Source organism: Aestuariibaculum sp. YM273, assembly GCF_030908365.1.
GTDB classification, from domain to species: domain Bacteria; phylum Bacteroidota; class Bacteroidia; order Flavobacteriales; family Flavobacteriaceae; genus Aestuariibaculum; species Aestuariibaculum marinum.
In genome coordinates this window covers 2,736,854-2,757,575 of record NZ_CP133090.1, presented here as the reverse complement: position 1 = coordinate 2,757,575, position 20,722 = coordinate 2,736,854, and the positions used below count along the sequence as shown (strand labels likewise).

Annotated in this window: 11 protein-coding genes; 4 read left to right on the top strand and 7 right to left on the bottom strand. The window is 36.6% G+C overall.

What is annotated here, in order from left to right:
* Positions 1-258: 258 nt before the first annotated feature.
* The 7 genes from RBH94_RS11835 to RBH94_RS11805 form a co-directional block, all read right to left on the bottom strand.
* Positions 259-2,370, bottom strand: a complete 2,112-nt coding sequence (locus RBH94_RS11835) for a glycoside hydrolase family 97 protein (protein WP_307881084.1) — start codon at positions 2,368-2,370, stop codon at positions 259-261.
* A 28-nt stretch (positions 2,371-2,398) separates the two neighbouring features.
* Positions 2,399-3,844, bottom strand: a complete 1,446-nt coding sequence (locus RBH94_RS11830) for an alpha-amylase family glycosyl hydrolase (RefSeq protein WP_307881083.1) — start codon at positions 3,842-3,844, stop codon at positions 2,399-2,401.
* Between the two features lie 21 nt (positions 3,845-3,865).
* Positions 3,866-5,755 (bottom strand): glycoside hydrolase family 13 protein, encoded by a 1,890-nt coding sequence (locus RBH94_RS11825; protein WP_307881082.1) that lies wholly within the window; start codon positions 5,753-5,755, stop codon positions 3,866-3,868.
* A gap of 46 nt (positions 5,756-5,801) precedes the next feature.
* Complete coding sequence (locus RBH94_RS11820) at positions 5,802-8,114, bottom strand: glycoside hydrolase family 65 protein (protein ID WP_307881081.1); 2,313 nt, start codon at positions 8,112-8,114, stop codon at positions 5,802-5,804.
* Between the two features lie 47 nt (positions 8,115-8,161).
* Positions 8,162-8,818, bottom strand: a complete 657-nt coding sequence (pgmB, locus tag RBH94_RS11815) for a beta-phosphoglucomutase (protein ID WP_307881080.1) — start codon at positions 8,816-8,818, stop codon at positions 8,162-8,164.
* Between the two features lie 12 nt (positions 8,819-8,830).
* Positions 8,831-10,186 carry an MFS transporter gene (locus RBH94_RS11810; protein ID WP_307881079.1) on the bottom strand — a complete coding sequence of 452 codons (1,356 nt, stop codon included), beginning with the start codon at positions 10,184-10,186 and terminating at the stop codon, positions 8,831-8,833.
* Positions 10,187-10,317: 131 nt separating this feature from the next.
* Positions 10,318-11,391, bottom strand: a complete 1,074-nt coding sequence (locus RBH94_RS11805; RefSeq protein WP_307881078.1) for a LacI family DNA-binding transcriptional regulator — start codon at positions 11,389-11,391, stop codon at positions 10,318-10,320.
* 279 nt (positions 11,392-11,670) lie between these two features.
* Here RBH94_RS11805 and RBH94_RS11800 point away from each other — a divergent pair, with 279 nt between their 5' ends.
* The 4 genes from RBH94_RS11800 to RBH94_RS11785 all read left to right on the top strand — a co-directional run bounded on the left by RBH94_RS11800 (position 11,671) and on the right by RBH94_RS11785 (position 20,699).
* Complete coding sequence (locus RBH94_RS11800) at positions 11,671-14,790, top strand: SusC/RagA family TonB-linked outer membrane protein (RefSeq protein WP_307881077.1); 3,120 nt, start codon at positions 11,671-11,673, stop codon at positions 14,788-14,790.
* Between the two features lie 10 nt (positions 14,791-14,800).
* Positions 14,801-16,345, top strand: a complete 1,545-nt coding sequence (locus RBH94_RS11795; protein WP_307881076.1) for a RagB/SusD family nutrient uptake outer membrane protein — start codon at positions 14,801-14,803, stop codon at positions 16,343-16,345.
* Positions 16,346-16,363: 18 nt separating this feature from the next.
* Positions 16,364-17,716, top strand: a complete 1,353-nt coding sequence (locus tag RBH94_RS11790; protein WP_307881075.1) for a SusE domain-containing protein — start codon at positions 16,364-16,366, stop codon at positions 17,714-17,716.
* Positions 17,717-17,810: 94 nt separating this feature from the next.
* On the top strand, positions 17,811-20,699 hold the full coding sequence (locus tag RBH94_RS11785; protein ID WP_307881074.1) for an alpha-amylase family glycosyl hydrolase: 2,889 nt from the start codon (positions 17,811-17,813) through the stop codon (positions 20,697-20,699).
* Positions 20,700-20,722 lie beyond the last annotated feature (23 nt).

The window sequence follows — 20,722 nt, the reverse complement described above, 5'->3', positions numbered from 1 at the left end:
TACTTAAATTAGATAAACAACCAAAATCATTAAAGGCTAAATGTAAGGATATTATCAAGTAATTACAAATAACTCACCGCTGCAAATCATACGCTATTTGAGTTTTAAATTAAATCATTGCCCAATATCAAAATAGATTCCTGAGAAGATTACCCGAAAAAACATAACATACTGATCTTAAAATATAAATGTAAAAGCCGAAAAAAAGCCTCTTGAATACATCCAAGAGGCTTTTTTATTTTGATAATACTATCTATTTTATTCTTCTATTATGCTTATGGCATACCCACCTCCTTCAACACTACTTAATGATAATTTAGACTTACTTGTTACTTTCATTTTTTTAATCGTGTAAGCCTGCGGGTTAGTTTTATAATTGGCATCTTTTGCATCAGCATAAATAGCTGCTATATATTTTTTACCTATATCTAGGAAGTTTAATGAAATTTTAGATTCACGAGCTTCTTTTCCATTAACATTCCCCACAAACCAATTGTTAGAACCTTTAGCCTTTCTTGCTATGGTAATATAACTTCCTGGTTCTGCTTCTAAATACACACTTTTATCCCAATCTACCGCGACATCTTTTATAAACTGAAATGCATCTAAAAACTTATTGTAATTTTCTGGTAAATCAGCGGCCATCTGTAACGGACTATACATTGTAACGTAAAGTGCCAACTGGTTAGCTATGGTACTATTAACATGTGAATTATTATTTGGGTTTAACTTACTGATGTCCATTTCAAAAATACCAGGAGTATAATCCATTGGGCCACCTATTAAACGTGTGAATGGCAATACCGTAACATGATTTGGTTTAGATCCTCCAAATGCCTGATATTCGGTACCACGCGCCGACTCATTTCCTATTAAATTAGGATAGGTTCTCGCTATTCCTGTAGGTCTTACTGCTTCATGGGCATTGACCATTATCTCATAATCTGCAGCTTTTTCAATAGCATACTGATAATGATTAATCATCCATTGACTGTAGTGATTTTCACCTCTTGGCAAAATATCTCCCACATAACCACTCTTCACGGCGTTATAACCATGGTCTTTCATAAACTGATAAGCTTCATCTAGATGTCTTTCATAATTTCTAACTGAAGATGAGGTTTCGTGATGCATTATCATTTCAACTCCTTTAGATTTGGCATACGCTTGAATTTCATCAACATTAAAATCGGGGTAAGGTGTTACAAAGTCGAACACATAATCTTTAGAATGCCCATACCAATCTTCCCAGCCTACATTCCAACCTTCAACTAAAACACCGTCAAAACCATGCAACACTGCAAAATCAATGAGTTCCTTTACGCGCTTGTTATTAGCCGCATGTGTACCATTTGGTTTGGCTTTACTATAATCGGTAACTCCTAATTTAACCGCTTTAAAATCGTTGGTATATGCCCAAGAGCTCTTTCCTGTAATCATTTCCCACCAAACGCCAACATACTTCACTGGTTTAATCCAAGAAGTATCTTCAAGAGCACAAGGCTCGTTTAAATTATAAATTATTCGTGACGCTAAAATATCCCTAGCATCGTCACTAACCATAACAGTACGCCAAGGGGTATTTGCTGGAGCTATCATATAGGGCTTTATACCTTGTACATCGGGGGTTAACCAGGCATTAAACACCATGTTTTTATCGTCTAATTCCAGATGTAATACTGAAAAATCAATCAATGCCGCTTCATGAATATTAATATACAGACCTTCATCGGTTTTAATCATTAATGAGGTTTGAACGCCTGTTGAAGAAAATGGGTTTTGAGATAAATTTTCTGTAATCGATTCTTCCATTAACCCTCGAATTTCAGATAAGCGAGATTCGGTATAATCATATTCCTGAGTGTCATAATCACCCGGAATCCAGAATGCTGTATGATCTCCAGTCATGGCGAACTGTGTTTTTTCATCTTCAATAATAAAGTGCCCTAAATTAGGTTGCTCGGGAAATTCATAACGAAAACCAATACCTTCATTAAAAGCTCGAAAACGAATATTCATTGAACGCTGCGTTGATTCCTGTTTTAATCTTACTAAAAGTTCATTATAATGATTTCTTATTTCACTTTCTTCTCCCCAAACCGGTTTCCAGGTGTCATCAAATGCTGATGTTTCGCTATCTACAAGGGTAAATCCACTATCAAGATTTTCAGATTCTTTAAGTGTAAATCCGAGATTACTGGTTTTTACAGCTATTTCATCTTTAAAAGCTATTTGGTAAACGGGTGTTCCATCTGAGTTTAAGGAAAACTCCATGATAACATCTCCATCTGGTGATGATAATTGCTGTGCTGCTACTCCAAAATAGGTTAATAGTGCAAACAGCAGTATATAGATACTCTGCCTTTTCATGCTTATTTTATTTAGTTAGTTGGTACGTTTATTTACTGATTAGAATTTTAAATTCCCAAGGGTGCAATTTTAAAACCTCTCCTTGTTTTAGATCAGTTATCGTGTTGGTTTTAAAATCGGCAAACTGCCCTAAAACAGGTAAATTCACCTCTTGTTCAATTTTTGAAAAATTACCTACAAAAACCACTTTATCCTGTTGTTTAATTCTTTCTAAAATCAATACGTTTGGATTTTCAACATCTAAAACTTTTAGTTGTGCTGAAGTTTTCCCGCCATTTAAAGCAGCATTCGTATTCTTAAGCTGACCTAACTTCTCTAACAAATTCCAGGTGTCTCCTTTAGTTTTTGGTATGGAGTCCTTTTCAAAAAACTTTAAACGATAATCTAAACCATATTCCTGCCCTGAATAAATTAACGGCATCCCGGGCATCACATAAGTTAAAGCCGTCATTAAATCACCTGCTTCACCCAAGCGTTCCTTAACCGTACCATTCCATGAATTTTCATCGTGATTGGTAACAAAGTTCATTAAAATATCATCCGATTCGTATTCGGTTTTGCTTTTATCAATATAGGTTTTAATATCATTTACATTCATTTTGCCTTGAGCGACTTCATTTAAAATATGATGAAACTCCCAGCCATAAGCCATATCAAATAATTTTGCTTTTAATAGCTCTGGTTGTGATGCTTCGGCTAACATAAAAATGTCCTTTTTTGTTCGAAGTTCAGGAATGGCTTGTGCCCAGAAATCGGTTGGCACATTACTTGCCACGTCACATCGAAAACCATCAACATTTTCTTCAGTAATCCAGTAACTCATATCGGCTATCATTTCTTTGCGCATCTCTGGATTGTCGTAGTTTAAATCGGCAACATCTCCCCACCCCCAGGATTCACCGGTATCGGGATTAATTGGATCTATAATCTCTCCTTTTTCATTCTGAGTGTAATAATCTGGATGATTTGTTATCCATTCGTGATCCCAACCTGTGTGATTAGGCACCCAGTCTAAAATCACATAAATATCATTATCGTGAGCTGTTTTAACAAGGCTTCTGAAGTCTTCAATAGTTCCAAATTCCGGATTTATTTTAGTATAATCTGAAACTGCGTAATAGCTTCCTAACATTTTAGCACGCTCGGCTTCATCTTCAATTTTATAGGCAAAATCGCCGCCAGTAGCTTTTCTATTGGTTTCTGAAATTGGAAATACCGGCATCAACCAGATAATTTTCACCCCTAATTGTTTTAACTGCGGAATATCTTGAGTAAAGGCCTTAAACGAACCTTCGTTAGAATACTGACGAATATTGGCTTCGTAAATAACTGCAGATTCTAAAACAGCATTATTAATAGGCTCAATTACTTTTATTTCCTGAGATATTTCAGATTCCTGCACAACCTGTTTCTTTTCTTTTTTACACGAAATGAAGATGATTAAAGCAGGTATTAATAACATTAGTTTTTTCATTATTATGTCTTATTTTTAGTTTTAATTTTTAGTTGAAAATAAAGTGACTCCATTAGGTTTGATTGTAATAGAATCTTCCCAAACACTTATATCTCCACTAATTATATTTTTAATGTTCTTTCCTTTTAAACCAAGCTCTTCAAACCTTGATGTCTGTATACTTATCTCCTTAGATTTATTGAGAATAATGGCAACAACCTCATCATCCAATACACGAAATAACAGATAAATACCTTCTTCTGGGGCAAAATGAATGGTCTTACCTTCATGTATGGCCTTACTTCCCTTTCGAAAGTTCACTATTTTTTTAACGAACTGCTGCATGTCTAATTGTTTTTTTGACAATCCATTTCCGGTAAACGCGTTGACTGAATCACCTTCCCAACCACCAGGAAAATCAGTTCGAATTAATCCGTGGTCGCCAGGTTTAGCCGTGTCGTTCATTAATATTTCGGTACCATAGTAAAACTGAGGAATTCTTGGCATAAGAAAAATATATCCTAAAACCATTTTTATCTTATCGACATCATCATAAACCTGAGTACTAATACGGCTCATATCATGGTTATCAGCAAAAATGAGTATGTCTTTTGGTGAGGCATAATAAAAGTCGTTAGCCAGTCCTTCATACATTTTAATGAGTCTGGTATCCCAACCTTCCTCTTCATTAAGAGCATTCACAATTTGACGTTGCATGGCAAAATCCATTGGTGATTTTAAATTGGAATCGTAACCATCACGGTTGTTGGCACCTTCCTGCCAATAACCAATAATTAACGGATTAATACTCCATTCCTCTCCAACAATGGAAAAATTAGGATATTCATTCATAATAGCTCCCGCCCAACGACTCATAAAATTTTTATCGGAATACGGATAGGTGTCCTGACGAATACCTCCTAATCCTGCCGTTTCTATCCACCAAATACTATTTTGAATAATGTACTTCGCCATAAATGGATTCTTCTGATTCAAGTCTGGCATAGACGGCACAAACCAACCATCGCTCATGTCCTGCTTATCTTTAGCAGATGCATAAGGGTCCTGATTACTAGTACGCCTGTGATTGGAATTGGTTAAATGCGATTTATCTTCAAAATTTTTCTGTTGGTTTATCCAATCTACAAACGGTAAATCTTTCATCCACCAGTGCTCAGAACCGCAATGATTAGCCACCTGATCCATAATGAGTTTGATGCCTTTTTCTCCTGCTTGTTCAGATAATTCTAAATACTCCTCTAAAGTTCCGAATCGTGGATCAATTTCGTAAAAATCGGTCATAGCATAGCCATGATATGAACTTTCAGGCATATCGTTAGTCAGTAGCGGACAAGGCCAGATGGCTGTAAACCCTAAATCTTCAATGTAATCTAGGTGGTTGGTTATCCCTTTAATATCACCACCATGGCGCGCATAATCATTCGTTCTATCAATGGTTTTCTCCAGAAGGTTTTCATTAATATCATTTGAAGGATCTCCGTTCGCAAATCGGTCTGGTGTGATTAAATAAATGGCGTCTGAACTGTTAAAACCTATATATTCTTCAGAAGGCTTTACTCTTGATTTCAACTCATAAGTTTGATGTTTTTCTTCACCATTTTCAAACTTAAATTCAATATTAAATTTTCCTGCTTTAGCTTGTTTATCAATTTGTAAATCGATAAACAAGTAATTCGGACTATCACCTTTATGAACTGCTTCAATAGTTACTCCTTGATAAGTAATTTCCGGTCGAGCATTTGAAATACCAGGACTCTTTACAAGCAATTGTAAATTCTGATTCTTAAAACCTACCCACCAATTTAAAGGTTCTATGCGTTCCACATCGTTGTGTTCTGAAATTTTAACATCGTTATAAGATACTACTTCTTTTGCCTTTGTCTCATTTTTACAAGCACTATTTAAGGCCATTGTAAAAAGTAGAAAACCTAATTTTAAAATGCTATATGTTTTACAGTTAACCAGAGACATTTTCATAATTATTAGGAGTAATTACCTGTAATTCATCATTCACCAAAATCTTTAATTCTTTAGCACTTTCCAGTTCAAATTTGGTTTCCTGTTGGGTTACAACCACCTTAAGAATTTGATTTCTGAAATTGATTTTAAATGAATATCCTTCCCATTGCTTCGGTATCTTTGGCGTAAACGACAACATATTATCTTTTACTCGCATCCCGCCAAAACCTTCAACGATACTCATCCACGTTCCAGCCATTGAAGTGATATGCAAACCTTCATGTACCTCCTTATTATAATCGTCTAAATCTAAACGAGACGTTCGTAAATAGAAGGTGTAGGCCTGCTCCATACGATCTAATTTAGCAGCCTGAATGCTATGTACACAAGGAGATAAAGAACTTTCGTGAACCGTAAATGGCTCGTAAAAATCGAAATGACGTTTTAAATCATCCTGAGAAAACTGATCTTCGAAAAAGTAAAACCCTTGCAACACATCGGCTTGTTTAATGTATGGTGAACGTAGAATACGATCCCAACTCCACTTTTGATTAATAGGACGTTGCGACTTGTCTAAATCGGCAACAGTTACCAAATCCTTATCTAAAAAACCATCTTGTTGTAAATACACCTGATGCTTTTCTGAATAGGGGAAATACATATTTTCTGCAACCTCTCCCCACTGCTGAATTTCAGACTCCGACAACTTTGTTTTATTCATAATCCGGATATAATCTGAATTATATTCCGTCTCAACTTTCTTAATGTTTTCAACAGCATAATGAATACACCATTGCGCTAAATAATTAGTATACCAGTTGTTATTCACATTGTTTTCGTACTCGTTTGGTCCGGTGACACCAAGAATAACATACTTGTTTTTGTCGGTTGAAAAAGTGGCGCGTTGCTGCCAAAAACGAGCTATTCCTATCAAAACTTCTAATCCCTTATCTGGAATATAGCTGTAATCGTTCGTGTAACGGTAGTAATTATAAATTGCAAAGGCTATGGCGCCATTTCGATGAATTTCCTCGAAGGTAATTTCCCATTCGTTATGGCATTCTTCACCATTCATAGTTACCATAGGGTATAATGCAGCTCCATTGGTAAACCCTAATTTGCTGGCGTTTTCAATAGCGCGTTCTAAATGATTGTAACGGTATTCCAAAAGGCTTCTCGCCACACTCTGGTTTTTAGTCGCCATGTAAAACGGAATGCAATAGGCTTCGGTATCCCAATACGTACTTCCACCATATTTCTCACCAGTAAACCCTTTTGGACCTATATTTAGTCTTGAATCTTTACCTAAATACGTCTGGTTTAACTGAAAAATATTGAAACGAATACCTTGTTGAGCCTTAACATCCCCTTCAATAGTAATATCGGCCATATCCCAGATGTTTGCCCAGGCCTGCATTTGCCTTTCCAACAAACCCAAAAAGCCTAAATCTTTTGCTTTGGCCAGTACATTTTGAGAAGCAGTTACCAACTCCGACTTATCATGATTTCTGTCTACCGTATAACCCCCAAATTTTTCGATTTTATAGGTTTCTCCTGCTTTAAGGTCTTTTGAATAACTGAATGAAACAGTGTTTTCGGTAGCTTCAATTTCAGGGCTAGTGTCTAGCAATATATCATTAACAAATACCTGTGACTCCATAAATGTACAGGTATGAAATTCGGTTTTCATTGTTTTTGCTACAATAAAGCCTTGGTTCCCTTCATAGCTAACGTTCAAAACATCCCAAAATTTATCATCCCAATTGGTGTCCTCGTTGGTGATTCCGGCGTCTAAATACGGAGAGAATGTAATTGAAACATCTGTATTTAACGGAGTAATTTCGTATCGAATAGCTCCAAGTTCATCTAAATCTAAACTTAAAAAGCGTTTGGTTTTAACAGCAACCTGAACATCATTTTGAAGTGTTGCCTTAAAGCTTCGGCTTAACCAACCTTCTTTCATATTAAGCTCTCTGTGAAAATTTTCAACACTTTTACAATTGAATAAATCTAAAGCTTCGCCATTCACCTTAACATTAATCCCGATCCAGTTAGGTGCATTTAACACTTTTGCAAAATATTCGGGATAGCCATTTTTCCACCAGCCTACACGGGTTTTATCTGGGTAATACACGCCGGCTATATAACTGCCTTGAAATGTTGGTCCTGAATACTGTTCTTCAAAATTGGCCCGTTGCCCCATAGCTCCATTACCGATACTGAACAGGCTCTCTGAAGACTTTACACGACTCGCATCGAAGCCTTCTTCTATGATAGACCATTGATCTGGTTTTATATAATCTTGATTCATTTGTATTTTGTACTGTATTTAATTGAAATTTATTCAACCAAGACAGCTTATTTTTTAGGGTTAATTAGTTTGTCTATGAAGTCTAAAGACATCTCTGTAAAATCTTTGAACACATAATCTGCCTCATGCAAAATACTGGCATCGCCAATACCTACACTTACCATCTTTGCTGCATTTGCAGCCTGTATTCCAGCTACCGCATCTTCAAACACAATACAATCTTCTGGTTGCATATGCATTTGTTCAGCTGCATTTAAAAACACTTCAGGATCTGGCTTGGCATGAGTTACCTGATTACCATCTACAATAGCATCGAAAAAACGAGTTAAATTGACTTTGTCAAGAATACCCACGGCATTTTTACTAGCCGATCCCAATGCTATTTTTTGATTTTTTGAGGATAAATAATTTAAAACCTTTGAAACATCTGGTAAGATTTCATCTTCACCCATTGTTTCAATAAAACTCAAATAGTGGTTATTTTTTTCAGTCATTAAAACGGTAAACTCATCATCGGAAATTGTTTTTTGCCCCCAATGAAGAATCTTTTTTAAAGACTCTACTCTACTCACTCCTTTAAGTTGTTCGTTTTGTTCCAACGAAAACTCTATTCCAATGTTGTTAGCTAATTGCTTCCAAGCCTGGTAATGATACTTTGCAGTATCTACAATGACCCCATCGAGGTCAAAAATAAAACCGTTCATTACGATGATTTTTTAAGATTGGATAACGTCGTCGACGTCTTTAACTTTAAATACTAGCGTAGCAGCAATTAAGAAACTAACCCCACTTATCATGAGTGCCATAATGGCCTGATCTCCGTAAGCATACTTCACTAACGGACCACCAATTAAGGCATTGATAATTTGTGGAATAACGATGAAAAAGTTGAAGATTCCCATATACACACCCATTTTTTTGGGCGAGATAGACCCAGCCAGAATAGCATAAGGCATAGCCAGAATACTGGCCCAGGCAACACCAACACCAATCATAGAAAGTATAAGCCAGTCTTTATCTGGCATGATATAAACCGAAAGCAATCCTATACCTCCAATAATTAAGGATAAGGCATGCGTACGTTTTCTTCCTATTTTTTTTGCGATAAAGGGTAAAGCAAAAGCATATAAGGCTGAAATTAGATTATAAACGCCGAAAAGGATACCTACCCAGTCGCCAGCATCTTGATAATCGACACTGCTACTATCGCTTACAGGTAAACCATAAATGTGCTGAGCAATAGCCGGAACAGCAAATACCCACATGCCAAATAACCCAAACCATGAGAAAAACTGCACCCAGCTTAACTGACGCATTGTGGTTGGCATGTTTTTGAAATCTTCGGAAATCGTTTTTAAGCCTGCTTTTTCTGAAGTGTCTTCATCTTCTGAATTTGTAGATTGATCATCTTGAAACTGTGCTAATTCCTCTGGTGAGTATTCCTTTGTTGTGAATACCGTAACCAGAATAGAAAGCACTAAAATAATCGCTCCAATAATAAAGGATAAAATTAAGTTTAATGGAACTTCTCCTGCAACTGTTGCGTTTGATACACCAAACCAATTGGTTAACGTGTAAGGCAACCATGAACCGATAACAGCACCAAACCCAATTAAAGCCGTTTGCACACTGAATCCTAAGGTGCGTTGGTCTTTTCTTAAATTATCACCCACCAAAGCTCGAAACGGCTCCATAGCAATATTAAAAGACGCATCCATAACCATTAAGAATCCGGCACCTACCCAAATGGCGGGTAAAAAGGCAGTAAAAATATCGGCTTGTGGCATTAATACCAAACCTAATGATGCCAAGATAGCTCCAACCAAGAAGAACGGTTTCCTTCTTCCGAATCTACTCCAGGTATTGTCGCTATAATACCCAACAATAGGTTGAACAATTAAGCCCATTAAAGGCGCTATAATCCAAAACCATGACAGCTGATGTACATCGGCTCCAAAAATTTGAAGTATTCTGCTTGCATTGGCATTTTGCAGGGCGAAACCCATTTGAATTCCCATAAACCCGAAACTCATGTTCCAGATTTGAAGAAAACTTAACTTACGCTTTTCCATCGAAATAGTATTTTAATTGATACTATTGATAAGCATAAAACTTATCAAAACTTACATGTGAGAAGTGAATATATAAGTCTTGATTCTGCGTCAAAGATATAGAAAAGAATTTTAAAAATCCTAAAAAAAAATTATTTAGTCGATTCTCTTTCAATAATTTCGGTCTCTATCACATAGGTTTCAAATGCCTGTTCTCTAGTGTTTTCGTTAATATTTGTATCGCTCTCATCGTCGTCCATTTCTAAACGATCGATTAGCAAATCGGCCGCTTTCTCTCCTATTTTTTGTCCGTGTTGACTTACAATAGTCAGACTTGGCGAAGCATGTTTTGACAAAACGCCATCGGTAAATCCGATGACTTGTACATCATCTGGAATAGCTAATCCTAATTTTTTTGCCACCTTCATTGCGGTAACAGCATACAATTCATTCACCGCAAATACACCATCGATTTTCGGATTCCTTTTAAATAATTGTTCTATCTCACTTTCCAAAATATCAAGGTTTTCTTCTAACGACACCATATCGTCTAATTTCAGAATTAAATTTGGTTCAGCATACACCTGGCTTTCTTCTAAAGCACGTAAATATCCCTGTGTACGAAGTCTACCAACACTTACGTAATCCATCGTAGTGATTAAACCAATATGTTTACATCCATTGTCCACTAGTTTTTTAACTGCCTTGACTGATCCTTTAAAATCGTCAACAATTACTTTATCACATTCCACCTCATTAACGACACGGTCGAACATAACAATGGGGATGCCCTGACTTATGGTTTCATTAAAATGATGATAATCCTGTTTAAGCAAAGTCTCTTTTGAAATGGATAATACGAAACCATCAATACTTCCGTTAGCCAGCATTTCCATATTTAAAACCTCTTTACTAAATGATTCGTTAGAGAGACCAACAATAACATTGTAGCCACGCTCATTAGCCACTATTTCGATACCTCGGATAACCGTAGAGAAAAAGTGATGAACAATTTCAGGAATTAAAACCCCTATAGTTTTTGTCTTTTTGTTTTTTAGACTTAGTGCAATATTATTAGGTTTATAATTCAGAAATTTAGCAAATGCCTGTATACGTCTTCTGGTATTCTCTCCAATTTCCTTACTATCGGCCAAGGCTCTGGAAACTGTAGACACCGAAACATCGAGTTCTCTGGCGATTTGCTTTAATGTAACTTTTTTCTTCATTTTTTATTTTAAATATGGCTAAATTTATGAAGCATTACTAATAAATACGACTAACCTAGTAATGCTAATTTAGTTTGTTTCTTCTAAATAACCTAAGCATCAGAAAAATATCAATACGGAAACGTTTGCGTTAAAAATTTCGTAAAAGTTATTAACACGGAAACGTTTGCGTTGCGAATTTGACAATTTCCTAATGGACCGAATTATTACATTAGCAATAATTCATGGTGAGAAGTGAAGATATAATAAACTAAACAAAGACATTAACAAAAGAACTGTATGAAGACAATTATTAATGGCATACTGTTTTTTCTCTTATTTGTGCCCGTAACCATTTTGGCGCAAACAAGTATAAAAGGAACAGTAACAGAACAATCTACATCTTTGCCACTTCCTGGAGTAAATATTCTCGTTAAGGGTACTACTAATGGTACCGCTTCAGATTTTGACGGGGAATACCAACTTCAAGTGAATCAAGGAGATGTAATCACCTTTACATTCATTGGATATCAATCTCAGGAAATCACATATACCGGACAATCGGTAATCGATGTGGTTTTAGTTGAGGACGCTGCCAGCTTAGACGAAGTTGTCGTTATCGGATACGGTAGCGTTAAGAAAGAAGACTTGACCGGATCTGTCGATGTTGTTTCCTCAAAGGAGTTTAATAAAGGAGCAATAGTATCTGCCGATCAGCTGCTAAATGGTAAAGCCCCAGGGGTTAGAATTACCACTGCTGGTGGTCAGCCCGATGCAGAACCTAATATTCGTATTAGAAGTGGTGCCTCGTTAAGTGCCAACAGTAGCCCGTTGATTGTTATTGATGGAATTGCTATCGACAATACCAACCCTGCCGGTGTAAAAAACCCCTTAACATTAGTCAATCCTAATGATATTGAAAGCTTTAGTGTTCTTAAGGATGCTTCGGCAACGGCTATCTATGGATCACGAGCTTCTAATGGGGTAATCATTATTACCACTAAAAAAGGAACTTCAGGAGAACCACAATTCAATTTTTCGACTAGCATGTCGTCAAATTCTGTAAGTAAGAAAATTGATGTTTTAGATGGCTCTGAATTTGTACGATTCATTAACGAATATGAAGCAAAAGGTATTTTTGAAGCAGGAACTTCAGATCGCTTAGGCGTTCCGATAAACTCAGTTGATACCAGAGAGCAGGTTATTCAAACCTTTACCGATTCAAACGGTATGCAACGTGGCATCTACAATACAGATTGGCAAGATGCAATTTATAGAACGGCGATATCCACAAATTACGATTTTAGTGCACGTGCTAATTTATTTGAAAAAATTCCTTTCCGTGCATCGGTAGGTTACAATAATACTGAAGGTGTTGTGAAAACAAGTGATTACGAACGTATCACGGCTTCGTTAAAATTAACGCCTAAGTTTTTTCAAGATCATTTAAAAGTAGATTTAAACCTTAAAGGTATTTCAGCAGATAAGAATGCTATTGATGAAGGTGGCGCTCTATTTGGTGCGGTAGTTATGGATCCTACAAAACCAATTTACGATACAAACTCTCCTTTTGGAGGCTACTTTACAACCACATCGTCTACCTCTAATCCAACAGGTATGTTAATCGGGCAATCGAATCCGTTAGCTCTTTTAATGCAACGTACACGCCCTGAGGAAACTCAAAAAATATTAGGAAATGTAGAATTCGATTATAAAATGCATTTTCTTCCTGCATTGCGTGCTGTTTTAAACCTTGGTGTTGAAGCCTCTCGCTCAACTATTGAAGAAAACTATTCTGAAAATGCGATTTCAACATACAGATTAAGTAATGCTTCTAACAGTTACATCTTCAATCCTGGAGTGAACTTTAAAGAAAATCAGCATATTACGAACACCACGCTTGAAGGCTATTTAGTATACAACAAGAGTTATGATGATTCTTTTATAAACAGCTTTGAAGTACAAGGAGGTTATGGTTACCAAAACTTTAAAAATGATGGTAATAAAGAACAATACCTATACAATACAGAAACAGGGTTAAGAGAGCTTCAGGAAAACGAAAGCAATCCGAATTTCAGATATTATAATGTATTAAACTTACAATCGTTCTTTGGAAGAAGTAATATTAATATTCTAGATAAATTCTTAGTAACGCTATCTGTAAGAGCTGATGCTTCTTCTCTTTTTGTTACCGATGATGTATGGGGTAACGACGTATGGGGTATTTTCCCTGCAGCAGCCTTAGCCTGGAAATTAAAAGAAGAGAGTTTCCTTAGAGATGCCGATTTTGTTCAAGAACTTAAACTAAGACTTGGATACGGTAAAACTGGACAGCAGGATATTACAGGGCTAGCCGGAGGTTACTTCCCCTCTACCCCTTTATTTACCGTAGGTAACAGTACTACGCAATATTTGCCGGGCGTATCTTTATACTCTGCAAGAGCATATAACGAGAACTTAACCTGGGAAAAAACAACCACTTACAATGCTGGTTTAGATTTTAGTTTCTTTAATTCAGGTGCCCTTTCAGGATCGTTTGATGTATTTAAAAGAAAAACAAAAGACCTTTTAGTATTAGCTCCTGTTGCGCCAGGACAAGGATTCACCAACTTATTCCCACAAAATATAGGCGAAACAGAAAATGAAGGTTTTGAACTTAATTTAGGCATCACGCCAGTAGAAAATGACGATTTTAGTTTAGACCTTAATGGGAATATTGCGTACAGTAAAACTGAAGTTACAAACTTAAATGGTGTGAGTAGTATTTCGGCCGACGAATCTACTATTCCTACCGGAACTGGCGTAAAATTAGCCAGACATGCTGTGGGAGAGGAAGTATATTCTGCTTGGGTTTTCAAACAAGTTTATGATGAAAACCACCGTCCTATTCTTGGTGCCTTTGTCGATTTAAATGGCGATGGACAAATCACGAATGACGACAGATACTACAAAGCTTTACGACCAAACTGGACATTCGGTTTAGGATTTTCAACACAGTATAAAAACTGGGATTTAAGTGCTAGCTTTAGAGGACAGTTAGATGGCCAAATATACAACACTCGTAATTTAGCTATTGGATACATTGAAGCGGCTATTCCGTCTAACACAGAAAGTTTAAATAATGTTGTAGACTTTTACAATGGCGTTTCTGACACTAATTTCGTGAATCGAAACGGTAATGTTCCTTTCTCTGATTATTATTTAGAAAATGCATCTTTTTTAAGATGTGAAAATATCACCTTAGGATTAACGGTTGGGGAAGCTATTAAAGATGTGTCTTTTAAAGTGTATGCCTCAGTAAACAATCCGTTTGTTATTACTGATTATTCTGGTCAGGATCCGGAAAACTTCAACGCTATAGATAATAATTTCTACCCTAGACCACGTGTCTATACTTTAGGTCTAAACATTGATTTTTAAAAATTTAGTTATGAAAAATAAGATATATATCATTTTATTAAGTTTTACACTAGCGCTTTCAAGTGGCAGCTGTACAAGCGACCTGGACACTGAGCCATTAGTAGAACTTACCTTAGATGAACTGCTTGCTAAAGACCCTGATGCGGTTAAAGGTATTTTAGCCCGACTTTATGCATCGTTTGCTTTATCGAGTATTGAAGCTGCCGATAAATCGGATATTCAAGGTGACGATCCTGGAGAATCTCCGTTTTTAAGAAACCTTGTAAACCTACAGGATTTCTCAGCAGACGGGATGAAAAACCGTTGGGGAGACGACGGATTAGACCAGCTTACAACGACCTCTAATTGGGATGAAAACAATAAATTCTTCAGATACTTATTCAACAGAATTTATTTTACCATTCCGCAATGTAACAACCTGTTAACCGTTTTACAAAACGTTAGTGTTGATAATCAAGAACAAATTACTTCTGAAGTTCGGTTTTTAAGATCGTTAGCTTATTACTATCTAATCGATGTATTTGGTAAAGGTGTATTATCTACCGAAGAAAACTTTGGTGGTACAGAACTCCTTCCTGAAGTATCAAGAGCAGATTTATTCGCTTATGTAGAAAGTGAACTTTTAGCTATTGAAAGCACCTTACCTACTACCAACGATTACGGTAGAGCAACAAATTCAGCAGCTCAAATGTTATTGGCTAAATTGTATTTAAATGCCGAAGTATACACGGGCACTGCCAGATACGATGATGCTTTAACCTATATTTCGAAAGTCATTGACGAAGGGGGGTATCAATTAGACCCTAATTTCATCAGATTGTTTTCAGCTGATAACGACACTTCAAATGAAATTATATTTCCATTAATTGCCGATGCCGACAACAGTAGAAGTTACGGTAACACCACGTATATAGTAAACGGAAATTTAAGTACAGATACTATGGATCCAGGAGATTTTGGCTCTACTGCCGGATGGACAGGTCATAGAGCGACCAAAGCTTGGTATGGCTTATATGGAGATTTAGCAACATCTACCGATGACAGAGCTGAATTATTCTGGACAGAAGGGCATAACTACGAAATGGACGACTACCGTGAATGGGAAGATGGTTATCCTTCAATAAAATTTAGAAATATCAATACTGATGGTTCCGGAACGATTACCGAATTTTCAAGTACCGACTTTCCTTTATTCAGATTGGCTGATGCTTATCTTATATATGCAGAATGTGTGCTTAGAAATGCTGGTGGTAATCCAACAACTGCGCTTCAGTACGTAAATGATGTTAGAGAACGATCGAATGCTTCAACCATTACGTCTTCAGAATTAACATTAGATTTTATTCTGGATGAGCGTGCCAGAGAATTAAACCTTGAAGGACACAGACGTTCAGATTTAATTCGCTTTGGCAAGTTTACAGGAAATGCATACATATGGCCTTGGAAAGGTGGCGTAAAAAACGGAACCTCAATTCCTTCAACATATAATGTGTATCCCATTCCTGCATCTGCTATCCAGGCAAATCCCAACTTAACTCAAAATCCAGGTTACTAAAAAACTAAACTAATTATTATGAAATATATAAAACTTTTATCGCTTTTAATTTTAGCCGCCATTGGCTTTACGTCTTGCGAACAAGAAGACGATTTAGTGTTCATTGCTCATGTGCCTGAAGAAGGTATTAGCTTTTCAAATATATTCTTAGAAGAATACACATTAACTTCTGCAACATCTAAAAATATTGGAGAACGCTTTACTTGGGAAGATGCCTATTTCGGAGTGCCTACCAATGTAGAATACGAATTACAAAATTCAATTTCCGGAGATTTTACAGATGCCACAGTAGTTGGTACAACAGATGCTAACGAATTATCTATTACCATTGGGAACATGTTGACCTATGCCAAAGAAGCAGGTCTTGATAATGACCCTGGTACAGACAATCCTAATACAGGTGCTTTATACTTTAGGTTAATGGCGTCACCAGGCACTAATGGAGGTTTACCTGTTTACACTGAAACTCAAACCTTAAATGTTATTTTACCTGAAGCTACCGAAGGTGGTGGCGCTTACGAAGTATCTACATGGGGTGTTGTTGGTTCAGGATATAACAATTGGGGAGCTTTTGCCGATGCTAAATTCTATACTACCGCAACCGATGGCGTTATTGTTTCTTATGTAAACCTTGTTGATGGTGAGATTAAATTCCGTGAAAACAACACATGGGAAGGTGACCTTGGTGATGCCAATGCCGATGGTATTTTAGATAGCGATGCCGATAATAATATTGCGGTTACTGCTGGTGATTATAAAATAACAATCAATACCAATGACAACTCTTACACTATTGAAGAATTCTCGTGGGGTATAGTGGGTTCAGGATACAATAACTGGGGAGAAACACCTGATGCTAAATTGTATTACGACTACACAACCGATACTTTTAAAGCAAGCGTTCAGCTTTTAGATGGTGAAATTAAATTTAGAATGAACAATACCTGGGGCGGTGATTTGGGCGATGCTAACCTTGATGGCATCTTAGATGCTGATGCTGATAACAATATTGCCGTAACCGAAGGTCATTATCTGGTTACTTTAGACTTAAAAGATAACTCATACTCTATAGTTGAAGCTACCGTTTGGGGTGCTGTTGGGTCAGGATATAATAACTGGGGAGAAACACCTGATGCTGCTTTAAACGAAATTCAACCGGGTGTTTGGTTCGCTGAAAACATCACTTTAGTTGATGGCGAACTTAAATTCAGACCAGATAATGCCTGGAACGGCGATTATGGTGATGCCAATGGTGATAATATTCTTGATCAAGATCCTGATAACAACATTGCAGTTGAGGCAGGAAACTACGTAATCAGTATCGATTTTAACGATGCTGAAGGTCCTAAATACTATTTAGGAAAACGATAAAATATAGTGACTAATTCATATTTATAATGTAAGGACTAAAAGGGTTGCGTTGCCGTTTGATGATGCAACCCTTTTTTATTTAAAGTTTAACAAAATGAAAAAAATCATAACATTACATCTACTCTTGGCCTTTTTTGTTACCCAAGCTCAAAAGCAAACTGTAGATTTCACAATATCGCCTAATCCTTTTAATGAAGATGATTCCATCACCTTAACCTTTGATGGATCTACAATAGATGAATCCGACTGGAATGTTTCCGATAACGCCTTGTATTTATGGGGATGGTCTTTTGATACCAATATTGAAAACCAGCAGGATTGTCCAACTAACGGAAGCTGGGACAACTCTAATGAAACGAATCGATTAACCTATAATGCTACTGCCGATGAATATACTATTACATTTACACCAACAACATTTTATAACCGAACAAATATTGGACGAATTGGCTTTCTTATTAAGGCTAAAGATGGCACAGGACAAAAACAATCGCAAGACGAAACTGTCGATGTTGGTACATTTCTTGTCTCATTAACTGCACCAAACACAACCACATCTATACTAAATAGCGGCGATAACCTGTCTATAGAAGCTAGTAATACCGGTGGAAATGCCGACTATGTATTAAAAGCGAACAATGTAATTATCGATACTCAAAATGGTATTTCTTCATACTCATATACAGATACAAACATTACCGAAAATAGAAGTTATACTTTGGAAGTCACATTTTCCGGAGAAACAAAAACAAAAACATTTTCAGTTATTTTAGATCCTGAAACCGTAACAGCATTTATGCCCGAAAGTTACCAGGATGGTATTAATTACGATGAAGCAGATCCAACAAAAGCGACTTTAGTACTTTATGCTCCAGGTAAAGACTTTGTATACGTCGCAGGAAGCTTTAATAACTGGCAGCCTGATGCTACTTACGCTATGAAACGCGACCCTTCTCGTAACAGTAAATTCTGGATTACCTTAACTGGATTAACACCAGGAGAAATTGAAACGTATCAATACTGGGCTGTCGATAAAACACCCTTAACAAATTCACCAACCTTAGTAAAAACAGCAGACCCTTATTCAACATTGGTTTTATCCCCTTTTGATGACCCTTATATTCCGGCGAACTCCTATCCTAATTTACCTGAATATCCACAAGGACAAGAGCGTGAAGTCACGGTTTTGCAAACGGCACAAACCGATTATAATTGGCAGGTAACCAATTTTTCAAAACCTAAAAAGGAGGATTTAGTTATCTATGAAGTTTTGATTCGTGATTTTGATGCCAACAGATCTTTTCAAGACATTATCGACCGCATCAATTACTTTAAAAATTTAAATATTAATGCTATTGAACTTATGCCTGTTATGGAGTTTGAAGGGAATGAAAGTTGGGGTTACAACACTTCCTTTCATATGGCTTTAGATAAATTTTATGGTACCGAAGAAAAGTTTAAAGAACTGATAGATACCTGTCACCAAAATGGCATTGCCGTTATTTTAGATCTTGCCTTAAACCATGCTTTTGGCAGAAACCCTATGGTTCGCTTATGGATGCAAGATGCCGATGGTGATGGCTGGGGCGACCCGAGTTCTGAAAACCCATATTTTAATCAAACTCCTAAACACACTTACAATGTTGGTTCTGATTTTAATCACTCAAATGGTTTTACAAAAATATATGCTAAACGTGTGGTACAACATTGGATTGAAGAATTTAAAATCGATGGTATTCGCTGGGATTTAACTAAAGGATTTACTCAAAACTGTGAAAATAACGAAGGGTGCACTAACGATTATAATGCCGACCGCGTAGCTGTTTTAAAAGAATATGCAGACTACAGCTGGAGTTTAGACCCCGATCATTATGTTATTTTCGAACATCTTGGTACCGATTGGGACGCTAACAATGACGGACTTACATCTCGAGATGAAGAAACCGAATGGGCAAACTACAGAATTGATGAAGGTAAAGGCATCATGCTGTGGGGAAAAATGACAGATCAATATAATGAATTAACCATGGGTTATAGCGGTGATATTACTGAAATGGGACACACCTCCAGAGGATACACCAGCCCGAGATTAGTAGGTTACGCGGAAAGTCACGACGAAGAACGTTTAATGTATAAAAACATTCAATACGGTAATGGCAATGCTGATTATGATGTAACCAATCTCGAAACCGCTCTATCAAGAATGTCGGCTTTGGGTGCTGTTTCATTAACTATTCCGGGGCCAAAAATGATTTGGCACTTTGGCGATTTGGGTATGGAAAATTCTATTTTCACCTGTAACAATGGGTCTGTAAACACTCCCGATGATGGCACAGATGGCGATTGTAAATTAGACACGAAACCTCAACCGCAATGGACAAATAACTGGTTAGGAGATGCAACTCGAAGCCAAATTTATAACGACTGGGCTCGAATTAATTATTTAAAAATCAGCGAGCCTGTTTTCGAAGGAAACTACACTATAAGTTCCGGGAATTTAACCCCAAGAATTAGTATCTATACCGGCAATGAAAACACCAGCGGTTCTTCTTTAAAAAATGTTATTGTAATTGCTAATTTCGATATTACCACGCAAACTATTAATCCCAATTTTCCATATGCCGGAATCTGGTATGACTTAATGGATGGTTCTATCATAAATGCAGCAACATCCAGTATTCAATTAAACCCGGGTGAATTTAAAATCTACGGAAACCAAGTCAGTACTCTATCAACCTCGGATAAAGAAAATTATTTTGATTTTAAATTATTTCCTAATCCAACCTCAACCTCGTTTAGGGTAAATCAAAATATTCAAAAATTAGAAATCTTCGATATAACAGGTAAACTTATTAAAGCATATGAAGGTAATCTAAGTCAAGGAACTTCTTTTGACATTTCCTTTTTACCTAAAAATATTTATCTCATTAAAATCCATGATTATTCTGGAAATTCCGGAGTTTCAAAATTAGTTAAGCTCTAAATTTCAAAATATTACAGTAGTAA

Excerpts from the sequence above, each read along its gene's own strand:
- RBH94_RS11835 (WP_307881084.1), bottom strand. The coding sequence starts at position 2,370 with ATGAAAAGGCAGAGTATCTATATACTGCTGTTTGCACTATTAACCTAT.
- RBH94_RS11830 (WP_307881083.1), bottom strand. The coding sequence starts at position 3,844 with ATGAAAAAACTAATGTTATTAATACCTGCTTTAATCATCTTCATTTCG.
- RBH94_RS11825 (WP_307881082.1), bottom strand. The coding sequence starts at position 5,755 with ATGGCCTTAAATAGTGCTTGTAAAAATGAGACAAAGGCAAAAGAAGTA.
- RBH94_RS11820 (WP_307881081.1), bottom strand. The coding sequence starts at position 8,114 with ATGAATCAAGATTATATAAAACCAGATCAATGGTCTATCATAGAAGAA.
- pgmB (WP_307881080.1), bottom strand. The coding sequence starts at position 8,818 with ATGAACGGTTTTATTTTTGACCTCGATGGGGTCATTGTAGATACTGCA.
- RBH94_RS11810 (WP_307881079.1), bottom strand. The coding sequence starts at position 10,186 with ATGGAAAAGCGTAAGTTAAGTTTTCTTCAAATCTGGAACATGAGTTTC.
- RBH94_RS11805 (WP_307881078.1), bottom strand. The coding sequence starts at position 11,391 with ATGAAGAAAAAAGTTACATTAAAGCAAATCGCCAGAGAACTCGATGTT.
- RBH94_RS11800 (WP_307881077.1), top strand. The coding sequence starts at position 11,671 with ATGAAGACAATTATTAATGGCATACTGTTTTTTCTCTTATTTGTGCCC.
- RBH94_RS11795 (WP_307881076.1), top strand. The coding sequence starts at position 14,801 with ATGAAAAATAAGATATATATCATTTTATTAAGTTTTACACTAGCGCTT.
- RBH94_RS11790 (WP_307881075.1), top strand. The coding sequence starts at position 16,364 with ATGAAATATATAAAACTTTTATCGCTTTTAATTTTAGCCGCCATTGGC.
- RBH94_RS11785 (WP_307881074.1), top strand. The coding sequence starts at position 17,811 with ATGAAAAAAATCATAACATTACATCTACTCTTGGCCTTTTTTGTTACC.